General features: G+C 67.9%; 17 protein-coding genes and 2 tRNA genes. 13 read left to right on the forward strand and 6 right to left on the reverse strand.

Annotated elements, in window-relative coordinates; all coding sequences use genetic code 11:
• The first annotated feature begins 2,362 nt into the window (after positions 1–2,362).
• A complete protein-coding gene (locus QM517_RS14885; protein WP_283288490.1) occupies positions 2,363–3,154 on the forward strand; it encodes a glycosyl hydrolase in 792 nt (263 codons plus the stop codon).
• A gap of 10 nt (positions 3,155–3,164) precedes the next feature.
• Here the strand turns inward: QM517_RS14885 and rsmG are convergent, their stop codons facing one another.
• From rsmG to rpmH, 6 genes are read right to left on the reverse strand one after another with little or no spacing between them, the layout of a single operon-like run.
• Entirely contained in the window at positions 3,165–3,794 is a 630-nt protein-coding gene (gene rsmG, locus QM517_RS14890; RefSeq protein WP_139340652.1) for a 16S rRNA (guanine(527)-N(7))-methyltransferase RsmG, read from the reverse strand.
• 10 nt (positions 3,795–3,804) lie between these two features.
• Entirely contained in the window at positions 3,805–4,308 is a 504-nt protein-coding gene (locus tag QM517_RS14895; protein ID WP_077051061.1) for a Jag family protein, read from the reverse strand.
• Positions 4,309–4,326: 18 nt separating this feature from the next.
• A complete protein-coding gene (gene yidC / locus QM517_RS14900; RefSeq protein WP_077051060.1) occupies positions 4,327–5,400 on the reverse strand; it encodes a membrane protein insertase YidC in 1,074 nt (357 codons plus the stop codon).
• A gap of 3 nt (positions 5,401–5,403) precedes the next feature.
• Complete coding sequence (gene yidD / locus QM517_RS14905; RefSeq protein ID WP_077051059.1) at positions 5,404–5,760, reverse strand: membrane protein insertion efficiency factor YidD; 357 nt, start codon at positions 5,758–5,760, stop codon at positions 5,404–5,406.
• On the reverse strand, positions 5,757–6,095 hold the full coding sequence (gene rnpA, locus QM517_RS14910) for a ribonuclease P protein component (protein ID WP_077051058.1): 339 nt from the start codon (positions 6,093–6,095) through the stop codon (positions 5,757–5,759). The genes yidD and rnpA overlap by 4 nt, the downstream gene beginning before the upstream one ends.
• 8 nt (positions 6,096–6,103) lie before the next feature.
• Positions 6,104–6,241, reverse strand: coding sequence for a 50S ribosomal protein L34 (gene rpmH / locus QM517_RS14915; RefSeq protein ID WP_013584598.1), 138 nt, complete (start codon positions 6,239–6,241; stop codon positions 6,104–6,106).
• 295 nt (positions 6,242–6,536) lie between these two features.
• Here rpmH and dnaA point away from each other — a divergent pair, with 295 nt between their 5' ends.
• The 12 genes from dnaA to QM517_RS14975 all read left to right on the forward strand — a co-directional run bounded on the left by dnaA (position 6,537) and on the right by QM517_RS14975 (position 19,960).
• Complete coding sequence (gene dnaA / locus QM517_RS14920) at positions 6,537–7,961, forward strand: chromosomal replication initiator protein DnaA (protein ID WP_303655676.1); 1,425 nt, start codon at positions 6,537–6,539, stop codon at positions 7,959–7,961.
• A gap of 450 nt (positions 7,962–8,411) precedes the next feature.
• Entirely contained in the window at positions 8,412–9,563 is a 1,152-nt protein-coding gene (dnaN, locus tag QM517_RS14925) for a DNA polymerase III subunit beta (RefSeq protein WP_077051056.1), read from the forward strand.
• Between the two features lie 48 nt (positions 9,564–9,611).
• Entirely contained in the window at positions 9,612–10,763 is a 1,152-nt protein-coding gene (recF, locus tag QM517_RS14930) for a DNA replication/repair protein RecF (protein WP_283288513.1), read from the forward strand.
• Positions 10,756–11,244: a DUF721 domain-containing protein gene (locus tag QM517_RS14935; RefSeq protein WP_077051054.1), complete on the forward strand. Its 489-nt coding sequence runs from the start codon at positions 10,756–10,758 to the stop codon at positions 11,242–11,244. The genes recF and QM517_RS14935 overlap by 8 nt, the downstream gene beginning before the upstream one ends.
• Positions 11,245–11,363: 119 nt before the next feature.
• Positions 11,364–13,400, forward strand: a complete 2,037-nt coding sequence (gene gyrB, locus QM517_RS14940) for a DNA topoisomerase (ATP-hydrolyzing) subunit B (protein WP_077051053.1) — start codon at positions 11,364–11,366, stop codon at positions 13,398–13,400.
• 32 nt (positions 13,401–13,432) lie between these two features.
• Entirely contained in the window at positions 13,433–16,048 is a 2,616-nt protein-coding gene (gyrA, locus tag QM517_RS14945) for a DNA gyrase subunit A (protein WP_283288515.1), read from the forward strand.
• Entirely contained in the window at positions 16,045–16,449 is a 405-nt protein-coding gene (locus QM517_RS14950) for a DUF3566 domain-containing protein (RefSeq protein ID WP_077051051.1), read from the forward strand. The genes gyrA and QM517_RS14950 overlap by 4 nt, the downstream gene beginning before the upstream one ends.
• Positions 16,450–16,517: 68 nt before the next feature.
• A tRNA-Ile gene (locus tag QM517_RS14955) sits at positions 16,518–16,591 on the forward strand.
• Positions 16,592–16,605: 14 nt separating this feature from the next.
• Positions 16,606–16,678: transfer RNA gene (locus QM517_RS14960), tRNA-Ala, on the forward strand.
• A gap of 111 nt (positions 16,679–16,789) precedes the next feature.
• The gene (locus tag QM517_RS14965; RefSeq protein WP_283288518.1) at positions 16,790–17,491 is read left to right on the forward strand and encodes a FadR/GntR family transcriptional regulator; all 702 of its coding nucleotides are present in this window, start codon (positions 16,790–16,792) and stop codon (positions 17,489–17,491) included.
• 126 nt (positions 17,492–17,617) lie between these two features.
• Positions 17,618–19,030, forward strand: a complete 1,413-nt coding sequence (locus tag QM517_RS14970) for a four-carbon acid sugar kinase family protein (RefSeq protein ID WP_077051049.1) — start codon at positions 17,618–17,620, stop codon at positions 19,028–19,030.
• Between the two features lie 33 nt (positions 19,031–19,063).
• Positions 19,064–19,960 carry an NAD(P)-dependent oxidoreductase gene (locus tag QM517_RS14975; protein WP_283288520.1) on the forward strand — a complete coding sequence of 299 codons (897 nt, stop codon included), beginning with the start codon at positions 19,064–19,066 and terminating at the stop codon, positions 19,958–19,960.
• Positions 19,961–20,039 lie beyond the last annotated feature (79 nt).

The following is a 20,039-nucleotide window of genomic DNA, read 5'->3' on the forward strand; positions in this document are numbered from 1 at the left end:
TGACAACCGGCGGCCGCCATCCCGGCATACCCCTGTGTCGCTAGTGGCGCTCGTTTCGCCGTGCCGGCCACGGTTCGGAGACATCAGTCCCACCAAGGACCGCAATCCCAGTCGACACTCATTCGTCGCCGCGGGACCTGAAGTGTCGAGCGGTAGTGCGCTCTGCCGGGAGGCGGCACGCCGCGGGCATCCAGCTCATTGCCGTCACAACGGAAAGTTTCACGTGAAACATACCCACGCGCGAGGCGAGTAGATCGAGCGCGCCGTTAGACACGAAGCTTCGCAGCGCGCATTCGAAGGGACGGTTCGGCGGGCGACACATCGCCCTACTGGGGCCGAGGCCGCGGGGATGCACGTCACCGCGCAACCGCACGCACTTCCATCGACCGCCTACCCGTATCCCACCGGGCGCAGAGGAAGCGGGCGACAACCCACGGCCCGCCGATTCGGTGCTCGGTCCGCACCCTCTCGGTGGCCCACATCTCGGATTCCGGCCTGAGAGGATGACGAATGACGCGTCCCCGGCCGCTCATCCGGCGGCGTGCCTCCGGACACATCATCCCGGAGCGGCCTGAGCCACCTACACAGACGACGCCGACCTACCTAATGTGCGGCCTCGTCGGTACGCATACAGAAAGCTCGGCTCGGTCACGCGATCAGGCCCCTCGGACAGCCACGATCCTCGCGCTAGCAACGGCGTGCGCGCGGCGGACGGACGTGGCGGTCCGTCGAGCTCGTCCACGGGCAGGCCGCCGACGAGACGATCAGAATTCGGCACCCCCGCCCACTCGCCACCACGGCTGCCCTCAAGTGTGGCACCGCACACGGATACCGGCGCACGGAACCGTCTCACGTGATCGCCGGTCGCGTGTCGCACGGGCCGGGTGAGGCACGGTCGCCCGAGGTGAGCACCATCTGCGCGCCAATCGCGCCTCGCGGGGTGGAACGCGATGTTCCACGTGAAACATCCGCATACAGACGCCCTTCGGAGCGTGACTCACGCGTGGTGCGCGCCAGGCTACTTCCTCACGCGAGCAGCAAGCGTGGGCAGCCCAGAACGACAGCGATGGCGGCACGGCGGGGCCGCGCGGGCGGGGGAGCGGATGCCGACGGTGGCAGATGGACGGCGTCGAGTAGCGATCATCGCGGGACCCGCTCGACGACAGCGCGACCAGGATCTGACGGGAGCACCGTGCTGGCGGCTCGATGTTTCACGTGAAACACCTCGGGGATGCGCACCATCACCGCAGGTGTGTGCGGCACTACTTGTCACGCGAAGCACCCCGGAACACCGGCGCACAGGCCCCGCAACCGGATGCTCCTCTCCACAGTCAGGGCGAGCCGCCGCCCGCCCGAACCAGGGTGGGGGGAAGACCACGCACCCCATCCCCATCAGCGGGCACGCGCGGAGATGGCACAAACACACAAGCTAATGCGCTTTCTTGGGTGGTCCACGGCATCACGCGGTTCAGCCCGGATGGCTACGCTCACCTTCTTTCGACCGAGTTCACGGACCACATGTCATCTCGCGTGCCAGCCAGCCGCTCTTCGACCTGCGTGCACTACCGGATGAGCATCCCCACCGACCGCCCGCCTCTTCCGCGCGAAGACGGCTCATCCGGACGTCGCCTCGCAAGGATAGGAACGTCCTGCACGCTCCGCTCCCTCCCATCACGGTGTGGGAGAGGCCCCGACCCCGACGCGATTGCGGAACTGCGCAGAGCGGGGTGGTCACGACGTGCCCGCGACCCCGCGGTGTCGACGCCATCACCCACGCCCAGAACCGAGTGACTGGCGCCCGACGCGCCTCAGACACCCGAACTTCGACGTCGACCCATCACCGTGTTGGAACATGGGATGACGGTGGGGGAGTGTGTGCCGACCCATCGACGTGCGACGCGGCACCGATGACAGGAAACCACACGTTCCGCGCGGCCCCAGTCCTGCTCACCGGCGACTCTCGCGGGACGAACATCGATGGTCGCGACGCCACACCACCACGGGAGACCGGGGAGGGGGTGCCAGATCCCGGGGACTAAGGCGTCGGCGACAGTCGCAGCGCGGCGCATCGCAGCCTCGACCCCGCCGACACGCACACAAGCGAGCGCGCAGACACCGGAACAGTGGCGCAGCACGTCTCACACTGCCGAGAAGCGGAGCGCCGCAGACTCTGCGAGTCGCGACTCGCCCAGCTTCTCGACGCCGCCACGAAGAGATGCCCGACCCGACCCCACCTGCTGGCGAAGCCGCGGGACCCACCTCGCGAATGGTTTCACGTGAAACGGTGACAACTCCGGGCTCAACAGGGACGCGGCCCACTCCGACGGCATCCATGTCAGACCTTCACGGCAGACTGGCTGTCATGCTTCGAACGCCGGGTGACCCGCTCTCGCCACCCCCGACCTCCGCGCCCGCCATCGACGACGACTTCTCGAGCGCCGAGCTCGCGGCGGTGTGGGTTCCGCACTACCTGCCGCACTGGACGACGGCGGACCGATCGGCCGCACGGCTCGCCTTCGCGCCCGAAGGCCTCGATCTGCGCATCGAGGAAGACCAGCTCGAGTGGCGTCCCGAAGACGGTCCGATGCGGGTCTCGAATCTGCAGACCGCCACGTTCTCGGGCGCTCTTGGCTCGAACGTGGGAACACACCGCCACCGTTCGGACGGACTCCTCGTTCGTACGCACACGCCGACGAGTCTCCGCTACGCCCCGACGGCCGGCCGTGTCGATGTCACGCTGCGGGCCAGCACCGATCCCGACTGCATGACAGCCATCTGGCTGGTCGGCACCGAACACGACGACCCGCGAGACTCGGGCGAGATCTGCGTCGCGGAGATCGACGCGGATGCCATCGGCGCGAGCACGCGCGTGCGGTGCGGCATCAAGGCCCACCACGACCAACGGCTCCGCACCGACATGATCGCGACGACCGTTCCGCACGACGCGTCGCGCTTCCTCACCTGGAGCGTCAAGTGGGGCGGGGGAGTGACCACCATCGGATGCGAGGGACACCTCGTCGCCGCCTTCGATCAGGCTCCGGCGTATCCCCAGATGCTCCTCATCGACGTGTTCGAGATGTCACCCGGTCGAGGCGCCTACCCGAAAGCGGCAACGGTGAGGCGTGTTAAGGCGTGGTCGACCAAATCCCATTGAATGGGAGTAGCTACCGCGTGACCGTCGCCGTCAGGACGCGCGTCGGTTCGTCGACCACGCCCTCACCCACGACATGCACCTCGATGTCGGACACACCGAAGCGCCGGATCTGCTTCTCCGCCGCGTCGACCTCGGCCGCCACGTTCGCGCCCTTGAGGTAGGCGAGTCGCCCTCCCACCCGCGCCAGCGGCGCGGTCCACGGAATGAGCGTCCTGAGCGCACTGACGGCACGTGCGGTGACGACATCGAACACCCGGCCCTTGGCCCATTCCTCTGCGCGGAGACGCTCCACGGTGACGTTCTCGAGGCCGAGGTCGGCGACCTGCTCACTGAGCCAGATGGTCCGTCGCTCCATGGGCTCGATGAGAGTGAACTCCACGTCCGGTCGTGCGATCGCGAGCACGACACCGGGAAGGCCGGCACCTGACCCCACGTCCGCGACTCGCCCCTCGAAGAACGGTGCGGCCACCGCACTGTTGAGGATGTGCCGGGTCCAGAGCCGCGGCACCTCGAGCGGTCCGATCAGACCACGCTCTTCGCCATGCGCCGCCAGGGCGCTCGTGAACCGCCGTGCCAGATCGATGCGCTCACCGAACAGCGCCGCCGCGGCATCCGGTTCCGCTTCGAGTTGGTTGCCCACGTCGAACGGATCAGCCGCGACGCAGCACGGTGTGCCGGTCCGCACCCTCACCGAAGGACTCGGACGAGTACCCGCGGTCAGCCGCGATGTCGTGCACGAGCTTGCGCTCGTAGCTCGACATCGCCGGCAGCGACGCCTGCGAGGCGCCCTCCTCGAGACGCTGGATGGCACGGTCGACGAGGTTCTCGAGCTGACGCTGGCGCGCATCGCGGGAGCCGCCGATGTCGAGGATCAGACGCGAGAAGCGTCCCGTCGAGTTCTGCACGGCCAGGCGGGTGAGTTCCTGCAGAGCCTGGACGGTGTCGGGGTGCGAGATCGTCGACAGCGCGGAGGCATCCTCGGCCTCGACGGACACGTATGCACGGCCGGCGCGCACATCGAGCGCCAGGTCGCCGTCGATATCGGCGATGTCGAGGAGCCCTTCCAGGAAGTCGGCGGCGACGTCGCCCTCCTGCTCCAGCTGCTCCTCGGTGGCGGCGGTGTGCTCGGTGGCGATCTGCTCGGACGTCGTCATCTCATGGTCTCCAGGTGCTCAGGAGGGGGAGTCGGTTCCGGGCTTCGCGGTCGTCCGCGGAGCGGTTCCGGAGGCCTTCGGGGACTGCTGCTGCTTCTTGGCGCGCTGCTTGCCGACGGGCTGCTGGCGCTTGGGCTGTGCGGCGCGTGCGCGCTCGGCCTCTTCGAACAGGCGCTGCTGTTCGGCCTCGTACTTCTCGATCGGAACGACCTTGCCGCTCGAGTCGATCGCCTTGCCCTTGCGGGCGAGCCGCTCTTCCCGCGCCTTCGCGGCATCCGATCCGGGAGTCGGCATCTCGCGGATGACGACGAACTGCTGCACCATCGTCCACAGGTTGCTGACGAACCAGTAGATGACGACGCCGAGCGGGAAGAAGACACCCGAGAAGATGAAGGCCAGCGGCAGGATGTAGAGCATGATCTTCTGCATCTGGTACGCCTGACCGGTCTTGGCCTCGGGCGACAGGTTCTTCGAGATGATCTGCAGCTGCGTGAAGAACTGCGACGCGATCATCAGCACGACGAGCGTCAGCAGGATCGCGACGGTGACCTGACCGTCGGACTGGCCCCACGCGGTGACGAGGTTGACGTGCATGGATGCCACGTCGAACAGGCGCGCGTCGTAGAACTCGCGGGTCAGCTCAGGGGTCAGGAGACCCACGCCGCCGAGACCGCTCGTGGCGTGCTTGGCGACGTCGTTCAGCACGCTGAACAGGGCGAAGAAGATGGGCATCTGCACGAGCAGCGGCAGGCAGCTCGAAACCGGCGTGGTGCCGTGCTTCTTGTAGAGCGCCATGGTTTCGCGACTCATCGCCTCGCGGGAGAGCTGGTCCTTCTTGCCCCGGTACTTCTCCTGCACCTTGCGCAGCTCGGGCGCGATCTCCATCATCTTGCGCTGGCTCTTGATCTGCTTGACGAAGAGCGGGATGAGCGCCGCCCGCACGATTAGAACGAGGCCGATGATCGACAGCACCCACGTGAGGCCCGCGGCCGGAGGCATGCCGACCGCGGTGAAGAGCGCATGCCAGCCGACCAGCACGAGCTCGACGGCCCATTTCAAGGGCCAGAGGACGATTCCAATGAGATCCGGCACGGATCAGTCCTTTCGGGAGGGCACGACGAAGCCGTGCGGAGTGAGTTCGTGACGGAAGGCGCGGTGCGGACGGACGTCGTCGATGCCTCCCTGAGCCCAGGGGTGGCAGCGGGCGAGGCGGGCCGCGGTCAACGCGGCACCTTTGACGAGTCCGTGCTGCTGCACGGCGCCCACCGAATAGGCGGAGCAGGACGGGTAGTACTTGCACACGTCGCCGTAGACGTGCGAGATCGTCGCGCGGTAGGCGTGCAGAAGGGCGAGGCCGGCGTTGCGGGGGAGAAGGGGAACGGATGCCGCGATGGTGTCCCACTCCAGGTGCCCGACGCCGGTGGACGAGGTGGGCAGCGTCGACGTGCTCATGCGGCGGCCTTGCGCTGAAGGCACCGGACGACGTCGGCGCGGAGATCGGCGTAGTCGACCGTGGCGGCCGACGGGAGCGCGCGAATGACGACCGAGGCGCCCCCGCGGACGAGCGGGAGCGCCTCGGCGCACACCGCCTTGAGACGGCGGCGGACGGTGTTGCGTGTGACGGCGGAGCCGACCTGGCGGCTCACGATGAAGCCGAACCGTGCGGGACCTTCGTCCGGCACGCTGCCGACGTAGGTGACGGTGTGCGTTCCGGCACACCGAGAACCCCGACGGACGGTGGCTTTGTAATCCGATCCGCGGGTGAGTCGGTTCGGCTTCGCGAGCACTAGGTGGGTCAGGCCGAGAGCTCGGTGCGGCCCTTGGCGCGACGCGCCGCGAGGATGCCGCGGCCGGCGCGCGTACGCATACGGGCGCGGAAGCCGTGCTTCTTGGCGCGACGGCGGTTGTTGGGCTGGAAGGTGCGCTTGCTCATGGGTCACTCCGGAGGTGATGTCACCCGATGCTCTTCTGCCGGGGGACGTGGTCGGGACTGCCGTGTAGGCATAAGTCAACCGACTAAGGCTACGTCGTGCGCGACGTTAACTCAAACCGGGAGGTCGACCGCTCATTATCCCCAAGCGTCGTCCACACCCGTGGCAAAGACACGCGAGCGCGTTCTACAGTTGATTTGGCTCCGTGCGGACCGCGAACTAGCGTGTCCCCGGAAGTTATCCACAGGTTCGGCGCGCTGCACGTCGACAGTCGCGCGCCGAGATCCCGGAGGGGATATGTCATTGCACCAAGTACCGGATGTTCCCGTCTGGTCCGCCGTGCTCGACCATCTCCTCACCGATGACCGCGTCACCCCGCAGCTCCACGGCTTCCTGAACCTCGCCGTTCCGCAGGGCGTCATGGGGGGCACGCTCTACCTCGACGTTCCGAACGACCTCACCGCGGCGCAGATGAACAAGCGCATGCGCGCGCCCATCCTCGAGGCCCTCACGCAGGTGCAGGGCGTCGACCCCGAAGTGAGCAACTTCCGCGTGGTCGTGAACCCCGACCTCATCGAGTCGCACCGTTCCGCACCCGCCGTCGACGAGCGACCGGTCGCGAACTCGACACCGAACACCCATTCGCCCCTGCCCGAGCAGGCGCCCGACCCGATCGTCCCGGCCTCCCGGAACGACACGCGGTTGAACCCGAAGTACACCTTCGACAACTTCGTCATCGGGCAGTCCAACCGCTTCGCGCACGCCGCCGCGGTCGCCGTGGCCGAAGCCCCCGCGAAGGCGTACAACCCGCTCTTCATCTACGGCGACTCCGGACTCGGCAAGACCCACCTCCTCCACGCGATCGGCGATTACGCCGCGAGCATGTACGCCGGCATCCGCGTGCGCTACGTCTCGAGCGAGGAGTTCACGAACGACTTCATCAACTCGATCGCGAACAACCGCGGCTCGGCCTTCCAGGCCCGCTACCGCGACGTCGACATCCTGCTCATCGACGACATCCAGTTCCTGCAGGGTCGCGCTGAGACGCAGGAAGCGTTCTTCCACACCTTCAACACGCTGCACGATCACGACAAGCAGGTCGTCATCACCAGCGACCTCCCTCCGAAGCAGCTCACCGGGTTCGAAGACCGCATGCGCAGCCGCTTCGAGTGGGGTCTCATCACCGACGTGCAGGCGCCCGACCTCGAGACGCGTATCGCGATCCTCCGCAAAAAAGCGCAGAGCGAACGACTCCTCATCCCCGACGACGTCCTCGAGTACATCGCGACCGTCGTCTCCTCGAACATCCGCGAGCTCGAGGGGGCGCTCATCCGCGTCTCCGCCTTCGCAAGCCTGAATCGCTCGACGCTCGACATGTCGCTGGCGCAGACCGTGCTCCGCGACATCATCGACCAGGACGACGCCAACGTGGTCTCGCCGACCGACATCATCACCGCGACCGCGCAGTACTTCAAGCTGTCGGTCGACGATCTCTACGGGTCGAGTCGCTCGCAGGCCGTGGCCACGGCGCGACAGATCGCCATGTACCTCTGCCGTGAGCGGACGAGTCTGTCCCTGCCGAAGATCGGCCAGCTGTTCGGCAACCGCGATCACACGACGGTGATGTACGCGTACAAGAAGATCAGCGACCTCATGAAGGAGCGGCGCTCGATCTACAACCAGGTGTCCGAGATCACGACGCAGCTGGGGCGCATGCGCTGAGCGCTCATCTGAACTGAGGGGTTCGTCCGCATCCGCGGGCGAACCCCTCGGTCGTTTTCGCGCGCGAGCGGGGCCGTCAGCGACGTTCGCGGCAGATCTTTTACTCGGTTCTACACAGTGTGGAAAACCTGTGGATAACTCGAATTCTCTGCGGAAGACATGTGAACGACACACGTCCGCCTGTGGAGGAAGCGGAGAACCCGCGCGCGACCGAACGTGTTAACTGCCCAGGCTCTCCGCAACGCGTCCACAGATCACAGGCGTGTAGTTCCCTTGTGTTAACACGCCTCGCGCGAGTTATCCACACTCTCCACAGCTGTTAACAAGATGAAGAATCCATTGATGAGTTAACAGAGGTTCGATGACCTTGCGGTGCGAACGTGTGCCGACGTGTGCCGCCTCGGTCGGGCACTAGCATGGGTAAGCCATACCGCCGTCAAGGGAGCGCCCGTGAAGTTTCACGTCAATCGCGATGTCTTCAGCGAAGCCGTTTCGTTCGTGGTCAAGCTCCTGCCGCAGCGCAACCCGCAGCCGATCCTGGCCGGTGTGCTGATCGAAGCGGGAGAGCAAGGTCTCACGCTCGCCGCGTTCGACTACGAAGCGTCCGCGCGCACCACGATCGAAGCGACCGTCGACGAGCCGGGAACGATCCTCGTCCACGGCCGTCTGCTCTCCGACATCGCGAGCCGGCTCCCCAACGCGCCCATCCAGATCGCCGTCGACGACGACGGCGGCATCCTGCTCACGTGCGGCTCGGCCCGCTTCACGCTGGCATCCATGCCCGTGCAGGAGTACCCGGCGATCCCCGAGGTCACCGGCGAGTCCGGTCTGGTCCCCGCCGACGACTTCGCCACCGCGATCGCGCAGGTCGCCTTCGCCGCGTCGCGAGACGACGTCACTCCCGTCCTCACGGGCGTGCAGCTCGAGGTCACCGGCACGCAGCTGAGCCTCGTCGCCACCGACCGCTACCGCGTCGCGCTGCGCGAGATCCCGTGGGACGGCGGGGCCGCGGCATCCGACGAGCCGACGGCGGCCCTCGTGCCGGCACGCACGCTGCAGGAGGTCGGCAAGACCTTCGCGCACGGCGGCGACATCTCGATCGCCTTCTCGGGCTCGGGCGACCGCGAGATCATCGCCTTCTCCTCGGGCAACAAGACCGTCACGTCGCTGCTCATCAAGGGCAACTTCCCGCCCGTGCGCCGTCTCTTCCCCGCGCAGACCGAGCACCACAGCGTCGTCAACACCGCCGAGCTCGCCGAAGCCGTGCGCCGTGTCGCGCTCGTGCTCGACCGGTCGGCCCCGCTGCGATTCACCTTCGGTCCGGACGGAGTGTCGATGGACGCCTCGGGCACCGAGCAGGCCCGCGCGACGGAATCCGTCGACGCGACGCTTGTCGGCGATGAGGTCACCCTCGGCCTGAACCCGCAGTACCTCCTGGAGTCCCTCGGCGCCGTCCGCAGCGAGTTCGCGCGCATCACGTTCACCTCGAGCGACAACGCCAACAAGCTCAGCCCGGTGCTCATCACCCCGCAGACCTCGGTCGACAAGGGCGGCGAGGGCTCGTTCAAGTACCTGCTGCAGCCCAACCTCCTCCTGCGCTGAGGGGGCTCCGGCCCGGCGCATGTCGGGGCCGCCGGGTAGTCTGACTCGGTGATCGTGGAGCAGCTCGGACTGACGGATTTCCGCAATTATGCGGCCGCCGACGTGGCGCTCTCGGCCGGCGCGAACCTCTTCGTCGGCCGCAACGGTCAGGGGAAGACCAATCTCGTCGAGGCCGTCGCGTATCTCGCGACACTGGGCTCGCATCGCGTCTCCAGTGACGCGCCGATGGTGCGTGACGGGGCGAATGCCGCGATCGTCCGCGCGCGTCTGGCCCACGGGGAACGCAGCGTGCTGCTCGAGCTGCAGCTGAACCGCCAAGGATCGAACAAGGCGCGGGTCAACGGCGTGAACGTCCGCACAGCCGAACTGCCCCGCTACGCGCAGGTGGTGCTGTTCGCCCCCGAGGATCTGCAGATCGTGCGGGGCGACCCGTCGGCGCGTCGGCGGTTCGCCGATCAGCTCATCGTCCAGCGGTCCCCGCGTCTCGCCGGCGTCCTGGCCGACTACGACCGTGTGCTCCGCCAGCGCACCGCGCTGCTGAAGTCGGCACGTGCGCGCGGCATCCGCGGCGATGCCCTCGGAACGCTCGACGTGTGGGACGACAAGCTCGTCGCCCTCGGTACCGAGGTGATCGAGGCGCGTCTGGCGTTGGCATCCGATCTCTCCGCTCCCGTGGCCGAGGCGTACGCCGCGATCGCGGGTGCCGATCACGACCCGCGTCTGCGCTGGGCGCTGTCGGTGGGCGGGGGCGATCCCGAGGAAGGCGACGAGGCCACCGAGGCGGGGATGACGGGATCGCTCGCCGACCAGTTCCGCGCCGCGCTCGCGGCCCGGCGCGCGACCGAGCTCGAGCGGGGACTGACGCTCGTCGGCCCGCATCGCGACGACCTCGTCCTCGAAGTGCGGGGTCTGCCAGTGAAGGGATACGCCTCGCACGGCGAGTCTTGGTCGGTGGCGCTGGCTCTGCGCCTGGCATCCGCTCAACTGCTCCGCGCGGAGTCGCGTCTCGGCGACCCGGTGCTCATCCTCGACGACGTGTTCGCCGAGCTCGACGCCGGTCGCCGCACCCGCCTCGCCGACCTGGTCGCGGGATACGAGCAGGTCATAGTGACCTCCGCCGTCGAAGAGGACGTGCCCGACGGTCTGCGTGCGCACGTCGTCCGCGTCGAGTCCGGCCGGATCGAGGGCGCCGATGAGTGACGAGCCCGACCTCCCCGAGACCATCGCCACGTACCTGCGGCTGCGCGGTCTCGAGCCGTCGCCGTATCGCAAGAAGAAGCGTCGCCGGCGTGCCGATGACGGCGAGAACGCCCCGTTCACCCCGGGCCGCGATCCCCGCGGCCTCGGCGATGTGCTCTCGACCCTGACGAAGTCGGCCGGCTGGGAGCCGCAGCTGGCGCGCGAAGACCTCGTCCGTACCTGGCACGACGTGGCCGGTGCCGACACCGCTGCCCACACCCGCCCGGTGGCCCTGGATGCCGGGATGCTGACCGTCCAGGCTGACTCGACGGCGTGGGCGAAGCAGCTCCAGTTGATGCGCGCGCACATCCTGTCGGAGATCATCCGGCGCTTCCCCGAGGCGGGGGTCGAGTCGATCCGCTTCATCGGGCCGGACGTCCCCTCCTGGAAATGGGGGACGAGAGCCGTTCCAGGCCGCGGCCCGCGCGATACCTACGGCTAGGCCATGGTCGGGGTTGGCTTGATCCGATTTATCCCCTCCTAGGGGCGTACACACCGCTTCGAGCGGCCTCGCGCGGTAGGATGGAGGTTCCGACGAATCGATCTGGAGCTCGCGAAGTCATGACGTCCGAAAACCCCGACAACGTTTCCGCGGAACCCGAAGCGACGACCAGTGCGAAGGTTCCCAACGAGTACGGGGCAGACGCCATCCAGGTGCTCGAGGGTCTCGAGGCCGTCCGCAAGCGTCCCGGCATGTACATCGGCTCGACGGGCGAGCGCGGCCTCCATCACCTCGTGCAGGAGATCGTCGACAACTCCGTCGACGAGGCCCTCGCCGGCTACTGCGACCTGATCGACGTCACGATCCTCTCCGACGGCGCCGTCCGTGTGATCGACAACGGCCGTGGCATCCCGGTCGACATGCACCGCACCGAGGGCAAGTCGACGGTCGAGGTCGTCCTGACCGTTCTGCACGCCGGTGGAAAGTTCGGCGGTGGCGGGTATGCCGTCTCCGGCGGTCTGCACGGCGTCGGCTCGTCGGTCGTGAACGCGCTCTCGACCCGCCTCGAGGTCGAGGTCAAGCGCCAGGGACACGTCTGGCGGCAGTCCTTCCGCGACGGTGGTGTGCCGCTGGCGCCGCTCGCCCAGGGCGAGGAGAGCGAGGAGACCGGCACGACGATCACGTTCTGGCCGGATGCCACGATCTTCGACACCGTCGACTTCGACTACGACACCCTCCGGACGCGCTTCCAGCAGATGGCGTTCCTGAACAAGGGACTCCGCATCAGCCTGCGCGATGAGCGTCCGGATGCCGTGGTCACCGAGGGCGAGCCCGGCGAAGAGGTGACCGCAGCCCGGCACGATTCGTTCCTCTACGAGCGCGGCCTCGTCGACTACGTCGAGCACCTCAACCGGGTGCGCAAGGCCGATGTCGTCAACGACGAGGTCATCGAGGTCGAGTCCGAGGACACCGACCGCAAGATCGCCCTCGAACTGGCGATGCAGTGGACGACGGCCTACACCGAGAACGTCTTCACCTACGCCAACACGATCAACACCCACGAGGGCGGCACGCACGAGGAGGGGTTCCGCGCGGCGCTGACGACGCTCGTCAACCGCTACGCGCGCGCGAACAACCTCCTCAAGGAGAAGGACGACAACCTCACGGGTGAGGACATCCGCGAGGGGCTCACGGCCGTCATCTCGGTGAAGCTGTCGGAGCCGCAGTTCGAAGGCCAGACCAAGACCAAGCTCGGCAACACCGAGGCGCGCGCCTTCGTGCAGAAGGTCGTCGGCGACAAGCTCGGCGACTGGTTCGACCGCAATCCCGCGCAGGCCAAGAACATCATCCGCAAGGCCATCGACGCGGCGACCGCGCGTCTCGCCGCCCGCAAGGCCCGAGAGACCGCTCGGCGCAAGAGCGTCTTCGAGTCCGCGGCCATGCCCGACAAGCTCAAGGACTGCACGTCGAAAGACCCGTCGATCAGCGAGATCTTCCTCGTCGAGGGTGACTCCGCCGGCGGCTCGGCCGTGCAGGGGCGCGACCCGCACACGCAGGCGATCCTGGCGCTCCGCGGCAAGATCCTGAACGTCGAGCGAGCGCGCCTCGATCGAGCGCTGGGCAACAAGGAAGTCCAGGCGATGATCCAGGCCTTCGGCACGGGCATCGGCGAAGACTTCGACATGGCCAAGGCCCGGTACCACAAGATCGTCCTCATGGCGGATGCCGACGTCGACGGGCAGCACATCACGACGCTGCTGCTCACGCTGCTCTTCCGCTACATGCGCGGTCTCATCGAGGCCGGCTTCGTCTACCTCGCGCAGCCGCCGCTCTACCGCCTCAAGTGGTCGAACCACCCGCACGAGTACGCGTACAGCGACCGTGAGCGCGACGCGCTGCTCGTCGAGGGCCAGGCCGCCGGTCGCCGTATCCCGAAGGACAACGGCATCCAGCGCTACAAGGGTCTCGGCGAGATGAACGACCACGAGCTGTGGGAGACCACGATGGACCCCGAGACCCGCACCCTCAAGCAGGTCACGATCGACGACGCCGCCGCGGCGGACGAGATCTTCTCGGTGCTCATGGGCGAGGACGTCGAATCGCGACGCAGCTTCATCCAGCGCAACGCCAAAGACGTCCGCTTCCTCGACATCTGATCCCGGTCGACTCGATACGAAACTGAGAATCCATGGCTGACGACATCACTCCCGAGCCCGCCGGCGCGCCCGAAGAGCCCGCTCACAACCACGGGAAGATCGACCAGGTCGACCTCCAGCTCGAGATGCAGCGGAGCTACCTCGACTACGCGATGAGCGTCATCGTCGGGCGTGCGCTGCCCGACGTGCGCGACGGCCTGAAGCCCGTGCACCGCCGCGTCATCTACGGCATGTACGACGGCGGCTTCCGTCCCGACAAGTCGTTCTCGAAGTGCGCCCGCGTCGTCGGCGAGGTCATGGGGCACTACCACCCGCACGGTGACGCCCCGATCTACGACGCCCTGGTGCGTCTCGTTCAGCCGTGGTCGCTGCGCTATCCGCTGGCCCTCGGGCAGGGCAACTTCGGATCGCCCGGCAACCAGGGTGCGGCCGCGCCCCGGTACACCGAGACGAAGATGGCTCCCCTCGCGCTCGAGATGGTGCGCGACATCGAAGAAGACACCGTCGACTTCGAGGACAACTACGACGGACAGACCCAGGAGCCGACGGTCCTGCCGGCGCGCTTCCCGAACCTGCTCGTCAACGGCTCGGTCGGTATCGCCGTCGGTATGGCGACGAACATCCCGCCGCACAACCTCCGCGAGGTCTCCGCCGGCGCCCTGTGGGCTCTGGAGAATCCGGATGCCAGCCGCGAAGAGCTGCTCGAGGCGCTCATGGAGCGCATCCCCGGGCCCGACTTCCCCACGCACGCGCAGATCCTCGGCACGCGCGGCATCAAGGACGCGTACCGCACGGGACGCGGTTCGATCACGATGCGCGCCGTCGTCAACATCGAAGAGATCCAGGGACGCACGTGCCTGGTCATCACCGAGCTGCCGTACCAGGTCAACCCCGACAACGTCGCGGTCAAGATCGGCGACCTCGCCCGCGAGGGCAAGATCACCGGTATCGCCGACATCCGCGACGAGACGTCGGGTCGTACCGGGCAGCGCCTCGTCGTCGTGCTCAAGCGCGACGCGGTCGCCAAGGTCGTGCTGAACAACCTGTACAAGCACACCCAGCTGCAGGAGAACTTCGGCGCCAACATGCTCGCCATCGTCGACGGCGTGCCGCGCACCCTGTCGCTCGACGGCTTCATCAGCCTGTGGATCGACCACCAGATCGAGGTCATCGTCCGGCGCACGCGCTACCGCCTGCGCAAGGCCGAGGAGCGCATGCACATCCTGCGCGGCTACCTGAAGGCGCTCGACGCGCTCGACGAGGTCATCGCGCTCATCCGCCGTTCGCCGACGGCTCAGGATGCCAACGAGGGACTGCAGAAGCTCCTCGACATCGACGATATCCAGGCGCAGGCGATCCTCGACATGCAGCTGCGTCGCCTCGCCGCCCTCGAACGACAGAAGATCGTCGACGAGGCCACCGAGCTCGAGGCGCGCATCGCCGATTACAACGACATCCTCGCCACCCCCGGTCGCCAGCGCACGATCATCCGTGACGAGCTCACCGCGATCGTCGACCGTTTCGGTGACGACCGCCGCACGGAGATCCTCCACGGCTTCGACGGCGACGTGTCGATCGAAGACCTCATCGCCGAGGAGGAGATGGTCGTCACGGTCACCCGCGACGGCTACATCAAGCGCACGCGCAGCGACAACTACCGCCAGCAGCACCGCGGCGGCAAGGGCGTGAAGGGCGCGCAGCTGCGCGCCGACGACGTGGTCGAGCACTTCTTCGTCACCACGACCCACCACTGGCTGCTGTTCTTCACCAACAAGGGCCGCGTGTACCGCTCGAAGGCGTACGAGGTGCCCGAGGCCGGCCGGGATGCCAAGGGCCAGCACGTCGCGAATCTCCTCGCGCTCCAGCCCGACGAGGAGATCGCGCAGATCCTCGACATCCGCGACTACAACGTCGCGACCTACCTCGTGCTCGCAACGCGCAACGGTCTGGTCAAGAAGACCCGTCTCGACGAGTACGACACCAACCGGCAGGGCGGCGTGATCGCCATCAAGCTCCGCGGCCAGGCCTCGGACGACGGTGAGGATGCCGAGCCGGGTGCGGCCGACGAACTCGTCAGCGCACTGCTGGTCGACGAGGGCGACGACATCCTCCTCATCAGCCGCCTGGGCATGTCGTTGCGGTTCTCCGCCACCGACAGCGCGCTGCGTCCGATGGGCCGCTCGACGTCGGGCGTGAAGGGCATGGACTTCCGCGCGGGCGACAGCCTGCTCTCGGCATCCGTCGCCAAGGACGACGAGTTCGTCTTCATCGTCACCGAGGGCGGCTACGCCAAGCGCACCGCCGTCACCGAGTACCGCATGCAGAACCGCGGCGGACTGGGCATCAAGGTGGCCCGTCTGACCGAGGATCGCGGGGTTCTCGCGGGCGGTCTGATGGTGTCCGAGGGCGACGAGGTCCTTGTGGTTCTTGCCAGTGGCAAGGTGGTACGCTCCTCCGTGGCCGAGGTGCCTGCCAAGGGTCGCGACACGATGGGTGTCGTGTTCGCCCGTGCCGGAGGCGATGATCGCATCATCGCGATCGCCCGGAACAGCGAGCGGAACCTGACCGAGACGACGGAGACGACCGCGCCCGATGCGGTCGAGACCGCCTCCTCTTCCGAGACCCCCGAGGAAAGTACTGACGCATGAGCACGGTAGCCGACAAACTCGCCAAGAAGTCGACTCAGAAGACGTCCGCCAAGCAGGTGCGTCTGCGCCTGGTGTACATCGACTTCTGGTCGGCCCTGAAGCTCTCCTTCCTGGCCGCGGTCGCGATCGCGATCGTCACGGTCGTGTCGTACTTCCTGGTGTACCTCGTCGTCAGCGCCACCGGCCTCATCACCCGGGCCGACGAGTTCTTCGCCAGCTTCACCGACGGGAGCGCCACCCTGTCGCAGTACGTGGGCCTGCCCCAGGTCATGGCGTTCGCCGCGATCGTCGCGATTCTCAACCTGGTCGTCGTGACGGTCATGGGTGCGGTCCTGGCCGGCATCTACAACCTCGCCGTCAAGGTCACGGGCGGCCTGCTCGTGGGCTTCACCTCCAACTGACGCCGATTCGGAAAAACCTCGGGATTCAGGTAAAGTCTTCGAGGTTGACGACGTTGCGTCAGCGAGACGGGGCTATAGCTCAGGCGGTTAGAGCGCTTCACTGATAATGAAGAGGTCCCAGGTTCAAGTCCTGGTAGCCCCACCCGTTCCCTTCCCGGGGCCTTAGCTCAGCTGGTAGAGCGCCTGCTTTGCAAGCAGGATGTCAGGAGTTCGAATCTCCTAGGCTCCACATCGAATCCCTCCTCCGCGGTGCGTGTCGTCCACGCGGGCGCACGCTCTACGCTGGAGGAATGACGCCGGTAGGACCCCTCCCTCCGTGGCGTGAGAGCGAGACGACGTCATGAGCAGACGCAAATCCCTCGTCAACACCGTCGCCGATGAGCTGCTCGAACGCATCATCGCCGGTGATTTCCTGCCCGGAGATCCCCTCCCCACCGAAGCCGAGATCGGCGACGAGTTCGACGTGAGTCGTGTCACGGTCCGGGAGGCGCTGCGCACCCTGTCGGCGCGCGGGATCGTTCGTGTTCTGTCCGGCGTCGGCTCGCGCGTCGCCCCGGTCGAGGCCTGGCGATCGGTGCCCGACGCGCTCCGGTACCGCGCAGCCCGCGGCGACGACGCCACGGTCTCGGAGCAGCTCATCTCGACACGCAGGCTGATCGAATGCGAGGCGGCCGCGCTGGCGGCTCCGCTCATCTCCGAGGTCGCCCTCGGCGAATGCGAGGAGTGCGTGGACTCGATGGTCGCGGCCTCGGCGCGGGCGGACGTGGACGCGTTCGTGGCGGCGGACCTGCGTTTCCATGCGGTGATCATGGAGGCGTCGGCCAATCTCTTCCTCGCCGTCCTTCTCGCGCCCCTCACCGAAGTGATGGCCGAGCGGCGGAAGCAGACGTCCCAGGTGCCGCAGATCCAGGAGCACGCGATCGCGGAGCACCGGGCCATCGTCGCCGCCCTGCGGACGGGCTCGAGCGCGGCCGCGCGGGAGGCGATGGACCACCACCTGCAGCAGACGCTCGACGATCTGCGCGCCTACGTCCTGAGCTGAGTCGGTTCCGCCCTGCGCGCGGAGACGCGACGGCCCGCTTGACGCTTCCTCCCGCATGCTGCATGCTGTCATACATCTGATAGCTGCTCTCGGAGACGCGAGCACTCTCAATGACGAGGAGAGAACGTGGCATCCATCGATCCGGCGGCGCTGCCCGCCGTCGCCGAGCCCGACGTCGACGCCCTGGCCGCCCGGGTCGCCGATGCGGACCGTGTCTTCGTCGTGCTGGACGACGACCCGACGGGCACGCAGTCCGTGGCGGACCTCCCCGTGCTCGGCGCGTGGGACGTCGAAGACTTCGCCTGGGCGTTCGCCTCGGGCGCTCCCGCCGTGTACGTGCTGACGAACTCCCGCAGCCTCGCGCCCGAGTCCGCCGAACGCATCAACCGTGAGGTCGTGCGCGCCGCCCTTCGCGCCGCGGAGCGGTCGGGGATCCGCGTCGATTTCGTCAGCCGCAGCGACTCGACGCTGCGCGGCCACTTCCCCCTCGAGCCGGACACGATCATCGAGGAGGTCCGCCTCGCCGGCGGCACGCACATCGGCAACACCGTGGTGGTCCCGGCGTTCCCGGATGCCGGGCGCATCACGATCGACGGGACGCACGGCGTCCTGGCGGATGGAGCGTTCACCCCCATCGGCGAGACCGAATTCGCCCGCGACTCGACGTTCGGGTTCACGTCTTCGCGCCTCGCCGACTGGGTCGAGGAGAAATCGGGCGGCGAGATCGCGGCATCCGATGTCGTCCAGATCACCCTCGCCACACTGCGCCGGAGTGCCGCGGCGGTCGCCGACGCGCTGCGGTCCGCCGCCGACGGCGTGCCGATCGTCGTCGACGCGGTGGTCGAGGAGGATCTCATCCAGCTGGCGCTCGGTCTCGAGATCGTCGAAGCGGAGGGACGCTCGTTCGTCTACCGCGTCGGCCCGCCGTTCGTCCGCGCGCGCATCGGACAACGCCGTCGGGAGCCCGTGGACGTCGACGGTCTCACCGCAGACCGGTCGGTGCGCGGTGGACTGATCGTCGTCGGATCGCACGTCGGTCTGACCAGTCGCCAGCTCGCCCATCTGGTCGACCATCGCGATCTCGCCGTGGTGGAGCTGGAGGTGCCGCGGCTGCTCGAGGCGCACACCGCCGCCGACGAGGTGACGCGCGTGATCGACGCCGTCTCGACCGCACTCCTGGGCGGTGACGTCGTCATCCACACGAGTCGAACGCTCGTGCGCACCGACGATCCGGCCGAGAGTCTCGACATCTCGCGACGCGTCTCGCAGGCCGTCGTCGACATCGTCCACGCGGTGGCCGAACGCCGCACCCCTCGGTTCGTGATCGCCAAGGGAGGCATCACCTCCAGCGACGTGGCGACGCGCGGCCTCGACATCCGCCGCGCGCGGGTCCGCGGATCCCTCTTCCCGGGCATCGTCTCGGTCTGGGAAGCCGCGGACGGTCTGGCCGCCGGCATCCCCTACATCGTCTTCGCGGGGAACGTCGGCGACGACACCTCGCTCACCGCGGCGGTCGCACGCCTGTCCGCGACCGCCTGACCGCGCCCGCCCCTCTCGAAAAGGATCGACCCCATGACCTCGACCCCCACCGTCGCCGTCCTCGGACTCGGAGCCATGGGCCTGCCCATGGCTGCACGTCTGGCCGAGACCCTCCCCGTCCGCGGCTTCGACATCGCTCCCGCCCGCCTCGCCCTCGCGCAGGAGTCCGGCGTCGTCCCCGCCGATTCCGCCACGGATGCCGTGAGCGTCGCGCAGGTGGTGCTCGTGGCTGTCCGAGACGCCGCCCAGCTGAACGACGTCCTCTTCGGTTCCGCCGGTATTGCCGGATCGCTGCCCGCGGGTGCCGTCGTGGTGCTCACCAGCACGGTCGGAACGGACGGTGTCGCCGAGGTCGCCGCCGCCCTCGCCGAGAAGGGCATCGGCCTGGTCGACGCCCCGCTGAGCGGAGGCCCCGTCCGTGCGCGCCAGGGCGATCTGCTGATCGTCGTCGGGGCCGACCCGTCCGCGCTCGCCGTCGCTCGACCCGTCCTCGAGGCGCTGGCCTCGACGTTGACGATCGTCGGGGAACGTGCGGGCGACGGCCAGGCGCTCAAGACCGTCAATCAGCTGCTCTGCGGTGTCCACATCGCCGCGGCCGCCGAGGCGCTCGCCCTCGCCGACCGGCTCGGGCTCGACCTCGACCGGACCCTGGATGCCTTGCAGGCCGGCGCCGCCGCGTCGTTCATGCTCGGCAATCGCGGTCCGCGGATGCTGCAGGCCTGGGATGAGGACGGCGCGGAGGTGCTGAGCCGACTCGACATCTTCGTCAAGGACATGGGTATCGTCGGCGCCGCCGCCCGTCGCGTCGGACTCCCGGCGCCCCTCGCGGCGGCCGCGGAGCAGAGCTACCTCGTCGCCCAGACCCAGGGACTCGGCGCCGCCGACGACTCCGCCGTCATCCGTATCGCCGCCCCCACGCGTCGATCCTGAACCCCCTCGGGGCGGCCCGACGGTCGCCCCCTCCCGCGCACCCTGCGCACCCCGCCCGCATCGTCAAGGAAGACCCGCG

The organism is Microbacterium sp. IEGM 1404, assembly GCF_030056775.1.
Classification (GTDB): domain Bacteria; phylum Actinomycetota; class Actinomycetes; order Actinomycetales; family Microbacteriaceae; genus Microbacterium.